Origin of the sequence: Anaerocolumna cellulosilytica (genome assembly GCF_014218335.1) — a bacterium.
Lineage (GTDB): Bacteria > Bacillota > Clostridia > Lachnospirales > Lachnospiraceae > Anaerocolumna > Anaerocolumna cellulosilytica.
This window is the reverse complement of sequence record NZ_AP023367.1, coordinates 1,909,858-1,924,448: the sequence shown is the minus strand read 5'-3', so window position 1 is coordinate 1,924,448 and position 14,591 is coordinate 1,909,858. Positions and strand designations below refer to the sequence as shown.

At 39.0% G+C, this 14,591-nt stretch carries 11 protein-coding genes and 1 riboswitch; of the genes, 5 read left to right on the top strand and 6 right to left on the bottom strand.

All coding sequences use genetic code 11. From position 1 onward, the window contains the following. Nucleotides 1-33: 33 nt before the first annotated feature. Nucleotides 34-78, bottom strand: a riboswitch (PreQ1 riboswitch). A 79-nt stretch (nucleotides 79-157) separates the two neighbouring features. The 3 genes from acsn021_RS08110 to acsn021_RS08100 all read right to left on the bottom strand — a co-directional run bounded on the left by acsn021_RS08110 (nucleotide 158) and on the right by acsn021_RS08100 (nucleotide 3,092). Beyond that, complete coding sequence (locus tag acsn021_RS08110; protein ID WP_184094368.1) at nucleotides 158-1,252, bottom strand: GerMN domain-containing protein; 1,095 nt, start codon at nucleotides 1,250-1,252, stop codon at nucleotides 158-160. Between the two features lie 441 nt (nucleotides 1,253-1,693). Beyond that, nucleotides 1,694-2,485: an AAC(3) family N-acetyltransferase gene (locus acsn021_RS08105; RefSeq protein ID WP_184094366.1), complete on the bottom strand. Its 792-nt coding sequence runs from the start codon at nucleotides 2,483-2,485 to the stop codon at nucleotides 1,694-1,696. 190 nt (nucleotides 2,486-2,675) lie between these two features. After that, nucleotides 2,676-3,092 carry a hypothetical protein gene (locus acsn021_RS08100; RefSeq protein WP_184094364.1) on the bottom strand — a complete coding sequence of 139 codons (417 nt, stop codon included), beginning with the start codon at nucleotides 3,090-3,092 and terminating at the stop codon, nucleotides 2,676-2,678. Nucleotides 3,093-3,297: 205 nt separating this feature from the next. Here acsn021_RS08100 and acsn021_RS08095 point away from each other — a divergent pair, with 205 nt between their 5' ends. The 4 genes from acsn021_RS08095 to acsn021_RS08080 all read left to right on the top strand — a co-directional run bounded on the left by acsn021_RS08095 (nucleotide 3,298) and on the right by acsn021_RS08080 (nucleotide 5,681). Then, the gene (locus tag acsn021_RS08095) at nucleotides 3,298-3,903 is read left to right on the top strand and encodes a TetR/AcrR family transcriptional regulator (protein ID WP_184094362.1); all 606 of its coding nucleotides are present in this window, start codon (nucleotides 3,298-3,300) and stop codon (nucleotides 3,901-3,903) included. Between the two features lie 104 nt (nucleotides 3,904-4,007). Beyond that, nucleotides 4,008-4,559 (top strand): RNA polymerase sigma factor, encoded by a 552-nt coding sequence (locus acsn021_RS08090; RefSeq protein ID WP_184094360.1) that lies wholly within the window; start codon nucleotides 4,008-4,010, stop codon nucleotides 4,557-4,559. Beyond that, on the top strand, nucleotides 4,546-5,235 hold the full coding sequence (locus acsn021_RS08085) for a DUF4367 domain-containing protein (protein ID WP_243167944.1): 690 nt from the start codon (nucleotides 4,546-4,548) through the stop codon (nucleotides 5,233-5,235). Before acsn021_RS08090 ends, acsn021_RS08085 begins: the two co-directional genes overlap by 14 nt. 11 nt (nucleotides 5,236-5,246) lie before the next feature. Continuing rightward, a complete protein-coding gene (locus acsn021_RS08080; protein WP_184094356.1) occupies nucleotides 5,247-5,681 on the top strand; it encodes a hypothetical protein in 435 nt (144 codons plus the stop codon). A 582-nt stretch (nucleotides 5,682-6,263) separates the two neighbouring features. Here acsn021_RS08080 and acsn021_RS08075 read toward each other — a convergent pair. After that, the gene (locus acsn021_RS08075) at nucleotides 6,264-10,394 is read right to left on the bottom strand and encodes a DEAD/DEAH box helicase (RefSeq protein ID WP_184094354.1); all 4,131 of its coding nucleotides are present in this window, start codon (nucleotides 10,392-10,394) and stop codon (nucleotides 6,264-6,266) included. Nucleotides 10,395-10,649: 255 nt separating this feature from the next. On the opposite strand from acsn021_RS08075, the gene acsn021_RS08070 reads away from it, so the two are divergent. Further along, entirely contained in the window at nucleotides 10,650-11,327 is a 678-nt protein-coding gene (locus tag acsn021_RS08070; protein ID WP_184094352.1) for a YjjG family noncanonical pyrimidine nucleotidase, read from the top strand. Between the two features lie 236 nt (nucleotides 11,328-11,563). On the opposite strand, the gene acsn021_RS08065 is transcribed toward acsn021_RS08070, so the two are convergent. Further along, the gene (locus tag acsn021_RS08065) at nucleotides 11,564-12,982 is read right to left on the bottom strand and encodes a glycoside hydrolase family 5 protein (RefSeq protein WP_184094349.1); all 1,419 of its coding nucleotides are present in this window, start codon (nucleotides 12,980-12,982) and stop codon (nucleotides 11,564-11,566) included. A gap of 246 nt (nucleotides 12,983-13,228) precedes the next feature. After that, nucleotides 13,229-14,590, bottom strand: coding sequence for a GH1 family beta-glucosidase (locus tag acsn021_RS08060; RefSeq protein WP_184094347.1), 1,362 nt, complete (start codon nucleotides 14,588-14,590; stop codon nucleotides 13,229-13,231). Between the last annotated feature and the right edge of the window lies 1 nt (nucleotide 14,591).

Genomic DNA, 14,591 nt, shown 5'->3' with positions numbered 1-14,591 from the left:
AAAAGAAGCGTAGTGAGATCTTCACTACGCTTTCAATCCTTAGTTTTTTATCCTGGGAAGTTCTCGAACCAGTCCAAGCTCATGCTTGCTTTCACAAATGCTCTAGTAGTATAGCACAAGTTATTTCCCAGGTAAAGGAAAAAGAGTGGAACTTTATTTATTTCTTTTCTACAAGCAAGGTCTGACCTTCCTCAAATACATCATGACCGGATTCGTAAGGTTTTTGTTCTAATGTCAGTAATACCTCATCGGCACCATAATAATTTCCCAAGGTGTTGGCAACTGCTTTTAATATTAAAGATTCATATCCTGCTCCTGCATTCATTTCATATACAAATTCTTTTGAAAAATCTACATGTACTATATTGTCCTCTGAAAGATATAGTGCGTTTATCTTTGTATTTTTGCTAATTAAAGCTCTGGCGCCTTCAATTCCTTCTTGCTGTAATAATTCCTGCATTTTTAATGCAGTGGAATCGTTGGTGTTAAATTTTAATTCTTTTGTCTGTTCTTTAATACTTTCATCCATGTCTATATAGTACAAGGTTATATCTTGCGTCATAGGAACTTCTTTTTTTATTTCGGCTAAAGAAGATGTAATATCAAAACCTTCCGATACATAGTTTCTTTGTACCAACCCCATCCCTTTGGCATAATATTCTTTTGTTATACTTCCACTGTCCTCTGTTGTAACCTCTATTGCACTAACCTCACCCGACAAGGTTTTAACTTTTTCATCTACCGCTGAGATATACCTTTTTCTCCCATCCGGCAATTTCCATTCTGTACCCTTTACAAGAGGCTCCATTAACACTATTTCCTGATTTTCCTTTGCTATTTCTTCTTTTAAAAGATTGTCCCTGTAGTAGATTTCTTGTCTGGTGGCTACTATGGAGACCATTCCATCCTTTATCTGATAGACATCAACTTTTTCAGTTCCTCCATTATTGGTTCTTACCTGGTAAAGCCCTTTTTCCTTGTCAGCAAAATCCACATATGCATGAAAAGAGGCGTATTCATTTCCTTCCCCTTCATAAATAAATTCTGCAGAGTCAATTACTTCGGGCAGATACTCCATAATACCGGTAAGCTCCTCCTGCTTTTCTGTATTATCCGGTACTTTAGTCACCGCCTGTGACGGTGCTTCTGTTACCTGTCCGGTAGGTGCAGGGTTTTGAACCGTGTCCTTTTTACACCCCCCAAATATACTGCTAATGCATACTAAACTTATTATAAACGAAATTTTTTTCATAAATACACCCATTGCATACTGCAAGCCGGCTTGCAGTGCTGCCACAAACAAACAGGTTGAAAGAATCCTTGTGTGGCATCCCTTTCATATTTTATATTTTCTTTCAACCAAATCTCCCATCTGCGACCTTTAGCCGCAATGATTTTTATCAACCACCTTTCTTTTTAAGGTATTCTATCATTGGAATATGAAAAGTACAATTAAATATCCTTTAAGGTTTTATTACGATTTTATCCATTATAATCCCTTCTTTGTAATTTTTCCCTTAATAACTGGCTCAATACTTAACTATTTCATGTAACACTTTTAAATATACATTTATTTTTAAAATAAAATATGCCGAAGTAAACGCTGTTTAAAGCGTTTGGCAACGGCAATGATTGAATTAAAACATATGTAATAATTGTTTAAATTTTATAGCAGATATCTTTAGGTATACCGCTAATTTTTTTCACTCCACCATATTTTAGGTATTACTTCCCTCTCTATAAGACAATTGATTTCATGCGCTAATACCTTTTTCATCACTTCAAAGATTCCATTAGCATCACATAGAATACAATCCGCATTACCAAAAGTAACTTTTTTTGCAGCATTACAGTCATAGAATGCCTCTGCCAGTTTGTCATAATTCTCTGAAATATGTGCACTCATCTTGTTGAAATGACGATACACCTGACTCTCCTTTATACTTCCGTCCGGCATCACAATTTCAAACCTGACTGGATGTTCAGTAAATCGTTCAGGTACCCGAAGCACCTCCTCCACACTATGCATAAAAGTATTTCTTGCATGAGTTACTCCCAGCAGAAGAATCTTTCCATTTCTCGCCCGCAGACGGTCATAGCAGCCTCCCTCAGCACATGGAGTCGTTACTGCTTCTTCACCTTTTATGTATTCCTTGCTGTCTTTTCCATAGGCTGCCATACTGTGGGTAGGATGCAGTGAACGTACAACACCTGGTCGTTTCATAAATAAGTTGGACAATAAGCCTACACAAGATGGCTCCTTATCTGAATCAAATCTGTTATATGTTTCGCTCATATTGGCCCACGTGTGGGTAGGCAAAAGTAAAAGCCCCTCAGACAAATATTCCATAAAAGCATCAAGCACCGTATCTGCTCCACCCTCTACCTCACCAATCGCTTTCATAGATGAATGTATAAGTAAGGTATCCGTATGGCAAATACCCATATTTTTAATTGCATGAATCAGGTCATTTTTCGTAAACATAATTATTTCCTTTCCTGGTTTTAATTCCTGCTTCTCTATGATATCCCGTCAGAGAAAATCCTCCTTTTTGGCGGTCAAGAGGATAATTCCCAAGAACATTGTATCATATCATACAGCTTGATGCCACCCCATGAATCTGTATTCGTATAATCATCTTTCTGATACTATTATTTTCGTCATAACTTAAAAGTTACCCTTTTGCCTGCCTTTTTGATTTGTAGAGTAAAAGTGCTCCCCAAATACCACCTAAGAGCAAAATCTCAAAAATCCCCATAACGTGAATCATATAGGTTAGTGAAAAATCTTGTAGTAATGAAATAAGATGATTTATGCCCAGTACCCAACAGAGAATCGTTGATTGAATTGTCAGTATCTTCATATATTCGATGTTATCTTTCATAAATGCTGCTATAATTGCACCAATAATGCCAACGTTCCATAAAGCTATTTCACGCTGCCAACCAATATTATTTCCCCAACTTGTAAATTGCCCACCTAATTCCGGAAGGCCAAATTGCCAGATGAATGCTCCACCACAAGCAATAAGCATAAATATAAGATAAAACTTATAGTGCCTGATTGTAAGATTCTTATTTGACTGTTTCATATTAGTAAATACTCCTTTTTCGTTAATTGCTCTCGTTATATGCCGCCACATCTGTTTGTTGCTTTAACCTGAAATATATTTCAGGTTAAAGCATATCACACTTCGTTGGTATCGTCAATAGAATATGAAATATATTTCAGATTCTATTGAGTTCACAAAATCTTTGTTATATAATATATCTATACACCTAAGATTGGAGAAAAAAATGGCTAAACAAGAAATTAGGGAACCAAAACAAAAGCGGTCAATAGAGAAAAAGCAAAGTATAATAATGGCAAGTTATAAACTTTTTTGTGATAAAGGCTACTATAAAACTAATACTGCTGAAATTGCACAAGAAGCTGGTGTTTCTACAGGCATTGTATACAACTATTTTCAAGATAAAAAGGACATTCTCTTAGAAGTAATTAAGTTTTATATTTCTATACTGTCGGAGCAGTTTCAGCCCCTACTATCTGCCCCTATCACTAAAAGCAATCTGCCCACTAGAATCGAACAGTTTATAGACATATCTATTGCATCACACACCATGCATGTTGAGGCGCATAATGAGTTTTTGGCTCTGTCCCTACTTGAAGAAGACATATTAATCCTATTTAACGATTTTGAAAATACTGTACTAATGATATTTTATGAGTTATTGCTAACCGCTGGATTTTCTAGGCGTAATTTACTTGAAAAAATAAGAATTAGTTATGGCTTAGTTGAGCAGGTTTGTCATTATTATATTCAACGAAAACTATCACAGGAAGAACTGAATACCAGTAAGTTACTTGCGATTCACACAATTGTGACTCTATTAGAAAAATAAGTAATCTTTTTACATGTAAAATATGGAAATATTTATTTGATTATGCTATACTTTAATTATCTAAAATAGCAACACAATTGAACAGCAATAAGGGGAGAAGTAATTTGTTTATCTACTTGGCAATGATTGACAGTGACGAGGAGCAGTCAAAATTTGAACAGCTCTACAATACTTACAGACAGACCATGTTTTATACCGCAAATAATATATTGAAGGACACTTACCTTGCTGAAGATGCAGTACATCAGGCATTCCTTAGAATCATTAACCATATAGATAAGATAGAGGAAGTTAAATCCGGTCGGACGAAGAGCTTTGTTGTAATAATTACCGAAAATATTGCTATTGATATGTATCGTAAGAGAAAGCGGGAGAACAGCATATCGTTTTATGATATGGAAGAGTATCTTGGGGAAGAAGCTGCCGCAACCACTGAATTCTCTGACGGTAATCCGGTTGCAGCTGCAATAGCAATGTTACCTTTTAATTATGCATCGGTATTGACACTAAAGTTCAGTCATGGGTATTCAGATGTTGAAATTGCGGCTATCTTATCTATCAAAGTGGATAATGTCAGACAGCGCATTGCAAGGGCAAAAGCCAAGTTGAAAAAAATTTTAGAAGAGGGGGGGATTCATTTTGATGAATACTATTGATATTTCTGATGATTTTTTAAGACGTTTTGTTCCAGACGCAGAAGTAATAAGACTGAATAAGCTCCCAGATGACAGGGTGCTAAATCACAAGTTTTCCAAGTCATTTGATAGAAAGATGAGGAAGCTCATTCGCAAAAATAGCGTGAATTATCTTGTATTTATGAAAATGCTAAGAAAAATAGCTATACTCTTAATTATCGTGCTTTCTATGGCTTTTACTACAATTATGAGTGTTGAAGCATTACGCAATCACTTCTTTTGCATGCTGTATAAAATCTATTCAGATTTTACCTCTGTAACCTTTATAACAGAAAACACAGGACAGGACTTTGATTTAATCTATTCAATTCCTCAACTGCCCAACGGCTATACCAAAGTGCAGTCAACTCAAACAAACAGTTCCTTCTCTGCTGTTTATACAAACGGAGAAAACAAACTTTTCTTTGAGCAAAGTTATATAACCAATAATCAGATGATTTTAGATACTGAAGATACCTTGCTGCTTCAAACAAAGAGCATTAAGGGCATTGAACTACATTATTTTACTAACAAAGAACTTTCTCAGGTGTATTGGAGTCAGGATGAATATTTCTTTTCTCTGGTATCTGATCTGAATATCCATATGCTTCTTGAACTTTCTGAACAAATTATTTCAGAAGGTTACAATAATAAATAGGAGGTATTAAAATGAAATCAAAATTATTAATCGGAGGACTTGGCATCTGTCTGCTATTAAGTACTTTATCGCCTGTTACTGCCAATGCTTCTATGGTTCTTCTTCCACCTTCAGAATCAATTATACGCCCTATGTTAACCTACATAGCCAAAGCAAATTGTAACTTAACCATTGATTCAAACGGAACCGCCCATATAGAAAGCAGTGTAATCGGTTATAGCAGTGTTACACAGATTAACATTTCCGCCAGCTTACAACAATATAAAAACGGTTACTGGTATAGTTTACAGACCTTTAACGTAACGGACTATTCTGACTATGCTTCCCTTTATGAAACTAAAGCTGTATCAAAAGGGTATAAGTACAGGGTTTCTGTAACAGTTACTGCCCAAAGTAAAAGCAGTTCCGAAACCGTGAGCTTAAAAAGCGGTGAAACCACCTATTAATCAAACAACATAAGAAACCCATTGAAGTTAACCAGTCCTTCAATGGGTTTCTTAAATTCTCGCGATTTTCCCTCTTCGTATTTTCTCAGATTTAATGACTTTTAAATATATGGTTTTATACCTCTAAAGGGTCAGTCGTACTTATAACTTAAACTACTTGGACTTTCCTGCCCTTAGAATGTCCATTAAAACAGCCGCTCCCCATAGAATGCTGAAAAGTAGATATCATTATTATAACAGTACTTCTGCCTTGAATCACGTACATCGGTATATCGCACATTGTATCATACAATAAATCATCACTGCCTTTGCAGCCAGAAAATCTGATAATACTATGCCTTCTTCCATAATTCTATATTAATTACACTCCCCTCCGTATGGAGGCCCCCGGAAGAATGAATCAATTTTTTTACTTTAATCATCTTCCATATTATAAACGAAATAGAAGGTCAGGCTGTGACACTTTTTATTGACTTTTTTTAATATTTTTTAATAAAATATTACAGATTGTAAGTCTTAATTAAGAACTACCGTTACTATATATATAAGTAAGTTAAATTAAGTCCCAAATGCTTAATTCATTTATTTTCGATATAAAGTATACTCGGTTATTTCCTTTATAAATCCTGCTTCTGAAAGTGCTCTTTTGGCTTCCAATGGATACTGTTTTACAATGATACGGTTTTGTCCCGGAAATAACCTGCGTCTTTCAAAATCTTTGGCAAATTCTTTCAGTACCTCACTTATAAAAGCTTCTTCAAATATACGCAATACCTTTCCCTGCCTTTCCATAACTGCGATTGGCATACCGGCTTGCAAGGCAACGATTGTTCCTGCAACATTTATGAAGGCTCTGTCCGGTTTGTGGGGTATTATCTTGCCATAAGGCTGAAAAGGGTCAATCGCCGGGAGCCAAAGAATCTGATTAGCCGGCTGATTAAGATGCTTAAAGACTCCTTCATAATCCTTGTCACGAATAAACTGAATTCCTGAAAGTCCCTCAATAAAATAGCCTCTGCGTACACGCCCCGTATATTCCCACACACGAAGCACTGAAAGGGCTTCACTCCAGTTAATCCCTCCTGCCGTTTCCCGGCAAAGCAGAGCTGATCGGTCAAACGCCCGCTCTAGCTGCTGTTCTATGGTCAACTGCTGTAAAGGCCTTAAAACCTCCCATCTGCCGGTAGTCATTGCCTTGCTGCGTGCCGCAGCCCTTTGTCTTGTTGTGGTCTTTTCCAGCTTATCTCTCAGCTGCCATTGACGAACAGGTAGAAAGCTGTCTGCAAATACCAGACCTTTTTGTGCAAGAGTAAGAAGGCTGTCATAGGGGGAAGCACCTCCGATTAAAGGTGCAAGCCTCTGCATAAAGCTGGCACCTCTTTTTAATAAGCCTTCATACAGGGTACTCTCCTCTTCACTAAGGGAGCTGGTAACAGAAGAAACCTCTGCCTCCCAGTCCATATCTTCATACATATGAAAACTAACACCTCCGTCTTCTGCTAATTTCCAAAATAGCAGTCCTTGTGAGAGAAGGGTATCTAATAGTTCCGGACGGTACCCCTGCACTCTTGACGGCAGTATGACACTTTCCCAAAGTGCTGCTGGATATGACTTTCCGCATAGTTTAAGAAGACCTTCTCTTAACTGCTCAGAAGGAGGAGCCGCCTGTTTTATATTGCCTGCAAGAAATGCGGCATAGTTTTCTGCCGGTAAGGTCTTAACCTGCCTTCTGCTCTGAATGGTTTCCTTAGCCGCTCTGTTATACAATTCTCCGTGATAGTAAATGCCTTCCCGCTCAATCACTAACTTCTGTACACAAAGTGAATGAAGTATCTCCATTGTATCTGTTTCTGTAAAAAGATAACGATCTGCTATCTCCTTACTAGTAAATGCGCCGCGGTATCTTAATGCCTGACGCACAATATATTCCCTTGCCTTTTGCTCTCCTTCTATTAACGCATTTTCATATCTGCCTTTTTGTTCCGCCGCAATCCACAATCCCGGTTCTATATACAGCACTTTCTCCTGAACTGCCAGTTCCTCAAGCCATTCTATAGGCACCTGTAATTCACCTGCCATTAAATCTCCTTCTGCCATAAGAAGAGAATGGAGCTGTCTTGCATCCTGAGGAAGCTTTGTTCTTTCCGAGACTTTCGTCAGATGCTCTAAGTCCGGTACCACCTGCTTAGCTTCCTTTAAGGCTTCTGCTGCCGCTGCCTGGATTCCCATTGGTGTGGGAGCATAATCATACATCATAGAGGCTTCTGTCTGCTGCCGTAATTTCATGGACATAGGGGAAGGTGTTTCCACATACATCTCACGGACACGGATGGTGCCAGCCTGAATTTCATGCAGTACCTGCATTAGTCCCGGTAAATCCCAATAATCCTCCAAACACTCTCTTTTTGTTTCTCTGATCAGAGGATGACGTTCTATTTTTACCAATGAATCCAACATTTCAGCACTTCGTAAACGCTGAACCCAAAGTGGATTACGTTTTGCCTTACTCACCCCCATCATTAACGCTCTGGCAGAATTGTATCGAAAGTTCATATTAAATAAAGGCGTTGCCGGCAAAAGAGCTGCTAAGACTGCCTTTGCCGTCTCCGGACATATTCTGTATAAAAGTCCTTCCGGAATGCTGCCTTCACTGTAAGGCAGTAATAAGAAGCCATCATCATCTTCAACATAATTTATATTCATGTTGACTTCTTCTTTGGCGGTTTCTGCTGCCAATATGGCAAGAGGGCTATTTATCTGGCGTCCAAACACAGAATGTACCATCATTTGCGCACCTGTCTCATCTCGAAAATGCTCAATGATAATCGTCTCGTCACTTGGCAGACCCTGGGTCGCACCTAATTGTCTCTTAATATATTCTCCTGCCCCATTGGCTACTGTCTTATCAAGTCCCAGCCCCATGAGTTCCTTTTCAAGTCTTCCGAGCATTTCTGCTTCTTCAAGCCTGCGCAAAATCTTTCCAAATGAAATCCCTGTCTGTATACTTCTACCCTTAATTTCTCCCTTCCAGAAAGGAAGTCTCGCACCGGCTGTTGCCGTTGGGGTAACAAATACAGTGTCTTTTTGTATGGAGGCTATCCTCCAGGCAAAGGTACCTAATAAAAAACGGTCTCCTACTCTGGTTTCAAAAACAAATTCTTCGTCCAGTTCTCCGAGCTTAACACCTGTATCCGTCCTGACTGTATACAGTCCCTTATCCGGTATGGTACCGCCGGTAGAAACTGCCAGCATTCTACTGTAATTGTCTCCCTCCACTAATTCACGGATTCTGTCATACAGTAGTCTTGGACGCACCGGGATATCCTGTTCATGTTCAAAATCACCAGAGAGCATACACAACACCTCATGAATATCTTCTTTTGACACCTCTAAAAAAGGGTACGCTCTTGACAGCAGTTTCACAACCTCATCGACACTATAACTTTTTGTTACCGCCATGGATACCAGATGCTGTGCCAATACATCAAGACAAAGCTTTGGCGGGCGGGAATACTCTACGCCGCCGTTTCTTGCCACTTCAGCTGTCATGCCACAGTACAAGCCTTCTGCTGCTGCCCTTGGGAACATATGCATGATACTTACTCGTCCCGGATTGTGTCCGGCACGTCCTAACCGCTGCATGGTACTAGAAATTGTCCTGGGGCACCCAATCTGGAATACCTGATCAATATCACCAACATCAATTCCAAGTTCCATAGATGATGTTGCGCACAACAGACGAAGCTTCCCTTCCCGAAGAGCTTGCTCTACTTCAAACCTGTGTTCCTTGGAAAGACTTCCATGGTGGGTTCTTGCAAAGCCTTCCCCACCCAACTGATTCACATAATAGGCCAGTTTCTCTGCATAGGCCCGCCCCTCCACAAAGGCTATTACACTTTTACTGTCTTTGCAAAAAGAAAAAATAGTCTCCGCTATCTCCTGCCATACCGGGTCTTTTCTAAGTTTTTTTTCCTCTGCCATAGAACTCGTTATAAGAAACTGAATCTCTTTTTCCATCTTAGGTGCAACAATAGTTACATTCTCCGGCGATAAATACTGTGCAGCCTGACTTAGAGGCTCTATGGTTGCTGATAAACCGATTCTTTGCAGGGGTTTCTCACACAACTTATCAAGTCTTGCAATGGATAACATAAGATGGGCACCCCGCTTAGAATCTATTAAGGCATGTAATTCATCTATTATTATATATTTTGCCGTCTGTAATATAGTCTGCCCTGACTTGCTGGTTAACAAAAGATACAAGGATTCCGGCGTAGTAATTAAAATATGAGGAGGTGTTTTTATCATCTGCCGGCGTTCCTTCTGGGTGGTATCACCGGTTCGAATGGCAATGTCAAGACCTTTCACTTCCGTATTATGTGGTTTGGATTTCTGTTGCTCACAGAGTATCCCATCCAAGGGACGTCTTAAATTCTCTCTGATATCACCCGCCAAAGCCTTTAGAGGAGATACATAGATTAATTGAAGCTCTTGCTTTAGGTTTCCTTCTCTGGACATAGCCATTAGTCGATCAATAAATACCAGGAAAGAGGACAGTGTTTTGCCGGTTCCGGTAGGTGCAGATACCAACGTATCACCACCTTTTGCAATAGCCGGCCAGGCATCTTTTTGTACCGCTGTGGGTTCTCCAAGGGATTGTGTAAACCAATCTATGGTGTACTTACTAAAAATCGAAAGTTCCTTTGAAGCCATTTAATGTCCTCCAGTCTGTGAATTTTACTATAATTTTATCTTCCGGGGCATTAAAATGCAACCCTAAATATGGGAAAACTACAGTTTATTAAGCAACCTATCCTTAGATGATTGTGATGACGTAATAAGAAACTCCATAGAAAAAGAATAAAATCTATGTTATAATAGCAGGAATTATTAAACTGAATTGTATTGCATTACTATTAAAAGATTGACGGTGCAATGACAATTCATACAGAAAGGACTTAATATTTTATGAAATACAAGATACTACTCTTTGACTTAGACGATACACTGCTGGATTTTGCGGCCAATGAAGCAGATTCCCTGGATAAACTCTTTCACAGTAACGGTATTGCATTAAACAAGGACATCTTGCAATTGTATCACAATATAAATAAACAACTGTGGACGGATTATGAGAATGGAAGAATTCCTTTAACAGAAGTGCTAAATACCAGATTTTCCAGAACATTGAATGAACTTGGAGTCACTGTAGATGGCAGCGCATGGGAATCCCAATACCGCCAACACCTTGGTAACGGACACCAGTTGATTGAAGGAGCTCTAGAGGTCTGTAAGATCCTTTCTAAAGACCACCGTCTATTTGTTGTAACAAACGGAGTCACTGTTACACAGATGAAACGGTTACAGCTTGCCGGACTACATGATTTATTCGAGAATATCTTTACCTCCGAAAGCATCGGCTATCAAAAACCATTCGAGGGCTTTTTTGATTTTGTATTTGAACATATCCCTACTTTTAACTATAAGGATACTCTTATAATCGGTGATTCCTTAAGTACCGATATCAAAGGCGGAATTCTTGCTGGTATTGACACCTGCTGGTTTAATCAAAAGGGACAGCCAGAAAAAGAAGATATAAAAGCCACGTATACTATTTCAGATTTAAAGGAGCTTTACACTATTTAAAAGTATAAAGGATGGTGCTCTATTCCGCCAGTGAGGAATGTCATGGTTTGCATACTTGAATGAAAAAATGGACTGACACATACTAATGGCAACGATTTTTCTCTGTACTAATTTGATGAACTCAAGGGAATGACAGTAAAAACACCATGACTTTCCTGTCCTGTGTCTTGAGAACAGTGCATAAGGAAAATCATGGTGCTTCATCATTTAATTAATATAAATATGATTTAGAACTATTAATTCTGATAGTATTCCCCCAGGGAAATCCCATTTTTCCCTAACGGAATTTCATGGTCAAGACCAATGAATTTACCATCGTCTGTCTGCCACAGAGCCGGTTTTAACAATTGGTACTTTGCTTCATCCCAGGTCTTCCAGTCATGCCCTAACAGACCACCGGTATCCCCGGAGTTCGGATTAATACACCAGAAGGTATGGTGAAGTCTCTTATCTACAATGTAATCCCTAAGTAAGGTCATCCATTTTTCATTTTTACCGCCGTCCATATGTCCGCCCCATTCACCGATTAGTAACGGCGCGATTCCCTGATCATCTATATATGCCCAGGAATCATACCAGTAATCATCTAACAAGGTCTGGGTTGTAAAGTCTTTATCAAACCAGCTCTGGTTGTATACAGAAGGACCATAATCATGAGGTGAATATACTATCTGACAATTCAGTGTTCCAAGGTCTACGGGATAATCTTTTACGCCTCGCAGATTACCACCCCACCAGCCTCCGTTATAAGGAGACTGCTCTTTACTGGCTCCCCAGATATCCGGCGTCTGATAGGTATAGCCTAATTCAGTCTTTGGATACTGTTCAATTCCTTCAATAACAATCAGCAGATTCGGATTCACAGAAAGAATTTCTCTGGCGCAGGTTTCTGCCGCATACCTCCAGTTATTTTCATCTGTTGTATTGTCCCACTTAGCAAAGTTATCTGGTTCCTCTGCTGCATAACCTCTTGTTCCATGGGGTTCATTTTTTAAATCAAAAGCAAGAATGGTATCATCATTTTTATACTTATCCGCAAGCCATACCTGCGTATCGATCCATTTACGTGTGGTAATTTCTCCTGCTGTGGCTGTATTCAGTCCGTACCAGAGCGGATAATTGTGTCCGGAATTATTGGAATCCGGACTATGGATATCTATCATAACTTTGATGCCAAGTTCTTTACAATAGCCTATAATTAAATCAAAGATCTCCATACTATTTTTTACTTTTCCGGTAGCAGGGTCTACAAAATCCGGATTGCAAACATGATAGGGCGGGTTATTCGCAGCTGTTACACTAGACACCTTGTTCGGTGTGCCCACCATCCAACTGTACAACAGCTCGGTGGAGATGGGAATTCTTAATAATCCTATACCCCGGTTTGCAATTTCAGTCAGTATTTCTTTTACATCGTACCATGCTCCATGGAATACATTTTCCGTACAATTAAAGCCAAACCAGTTAGCACCAGTTAGCCACACCTCATTGCCGTATTTATCATATATTTTATTATTTACACTGTGCAGCCAGTCATCATTTCCGGTATCCACTGCCCCTACTTTCTGAATACTTCCTGCTTGTAAAACCAGTAGCAGCAATACGAAAGCCATTATTGTAGATACTGCCTTTTTAATTCTCTTTTTATGTAACATATACCCCTTCTCCTTTCAAACGTAAGCTTTATTAGGTAATCGCGGAACACTTTATCCGTCTTTATCGCAATCGTCTACTTAACTTAATATGAAACAGAAAACCCCCTCGCTAACCCTCCTTTCTTGTGTTTTTACTCATGCCAAAACCTTACTTGTACTGGCTTAGAACCTCATGAACAATTCGTTTTAGCACACCCGTCTTTTGTACATCCGCCCCCCCTTTCATGCTTGATTCTTTATGTAAGTCTACTCTCGTTCCTGGTTAAAATTTCCCTTACTTTGTTTTGCCTGGCTTATGTATTTTTGATATGTATAAAAGCTGTCTTTATTCTTTCTCTCCTGCGTCTCATAGTTTACATATACCAGACCAAATCGCTTTGAATATCCCCATGCCCATTCAAAATTATCTAAAAAGGACCAATAATAATATCCTTTTACAAGTAAACCCAGGTCATTCATCTGTTCAACGGCTTCCAAATGTTTTATCAGATATTCTGCTCGGTCTATATCGTGAATCTCTCCATGATCCACTGTATCATCCCATGCTGAACCATTCTCTGTAATATAAACAGGCAGTGTCGTATACTCCTTTCGTATCCAGGTAATTAACTGGATGAACTCCTCCACTCCGATATCCCACCCCATATCAGTTTGTTTATAAGTAGAATAATACGCTTTTCTGCTTAATAATATATTGGTTAAATCATATTCTATCAAATCTATGAAATAATAATTAATTCCTAAAAAGTCACATGGCTCAGCTATCTGCCCTAAATCTCCATCCTCTATAAAGGAAAAATCAATTTTGCACTGACCAGCATACAGATTGACCATATCCTTAGGATACCTTCCTTTAAAGACTGCGTCTAAAAACCAACGGCAGATATAACCATTCCGGTTATTTGCCGCTAATTGGTCTGCAAAGGAGTCTGTTGCAGGATAGGCCGGTGTCATATTAAGCGCAATTCCTATCTGCTTTTTACCGCTGCACTTTCTGTATAATTGTACTGCTCTGCCATGGGACAATAATATATGATGGGCTGCCTTTACTGCCTCCTCCAGATGTTTGTGTCCCGGAGCATGCCTTCCTTCAAAATAACTGACGAAAGAAGCGCAGAAAGGCTCATTATGGGTTATCCAGAATTCTACATCATTATCTAGTTCCTCGAAGCATTTTTTACAGTATTCTAAAAACCAATTGACCGACTCTCTGTTTAGCCATCCTCCCCTACGCTGAGCCCAACTTGGTAAATCCCAGTGGTACAAAGTAACCATAGCCGTCATGTGATAGCGTTTCAATTCATTTAAGATACCTTTATAAAATTCCATTCCTTTCGGATTATAGATACCTTGTTGTGGAAATATTCTAGACCAACTTATAGAAAAACGATAACTGTCGGCTCCCAGCTCATGCATTCTTGCAATATCTTCTTTATACCTGTGATAATGGTCACAAGCTGTCTCTCCTGTATGACCGTTTAGGACTCTTCCCGGTATCTGACAGAAATCATCCCAGATACTGGGGCTTCTTCCATCCTCCTTAGACCCTCCTTCTATCTGAAAAGAAGAGGTTGCTGTTCCAAATATAAAATCCTTTGCTATTCCCATA

Bases quoted from the DNA above. Each gene is read 5' to 3' on its own strand.
- acsn021_RS08105 (WP_184094366.1), bottom strand. From the start codon at position 2,485: ATGTTTACGAAAAATGACCTGATTCATGCAATTAAAAATATGGGTATT.
- acsn021_RS08060 (WP_184094347.1), bottom strand. From the start codon at position 14,590: ATGGGAATAGCAAAGGATTTTATATTTGGAACAGCAACCTCTTCTTTT.
- acsn021_RS08095 (WP_184094362.1), top strand. From the start codon at position 3,298: ATGGCTAAACAAGAAATTAGGGAACCAAAACAAAAGCGGTCAATAGAG.
- acsn021_RS08085 (WP_243167944.1), top strand. From the start codon at position 4,546: ATGAATACTATTGATATTTCTGATGATTTTTTAAGACGTTTTGTTCCA.
- acsn021_RS08100 (WP_184094364.1), bottom strand. From the start codon at position 3,092: ATGAAACAGTCAAATAAGAATCTTACAATCAGGCACTATAAGTTTTAT.
- acsn021_RS08070 (WP_184094352.1), top strand. From the start codon at position 10,650: ATGAAATACAAGATACTACTCTTTGACTTAGACGATACACTGCTGGAT.
- acsn021_RS08065 (WP_184094349.1), bottom strand. From the start codon at position 12,982: ATGTTACATAAAAAGAGAATTAAAAAGGCAGTATCTACAATAATGGCT.
- acsn021_RS08075 (WP_184094354.1), bottom strand. From the start codon at position 10,394: ATGGCTTCAAAGGAACTTTCGATTTTTAGTAAGTACACCATAGATTGG.
- acsn021_RS08080 (WP_184094356.1), top strand. From the start codon at position 5,247: ATGAAATCAAAATTATTAATCGGAGGACTTGGCATCTGTCTGCTATTA.
- acsn021_RS08110 (WP_184094368.1), bottom strand. From the start codon at position 1,252: ATGAAAAAAATTTCGTTTATAATAAGTTTAGTATGCATTAGCAGTATA.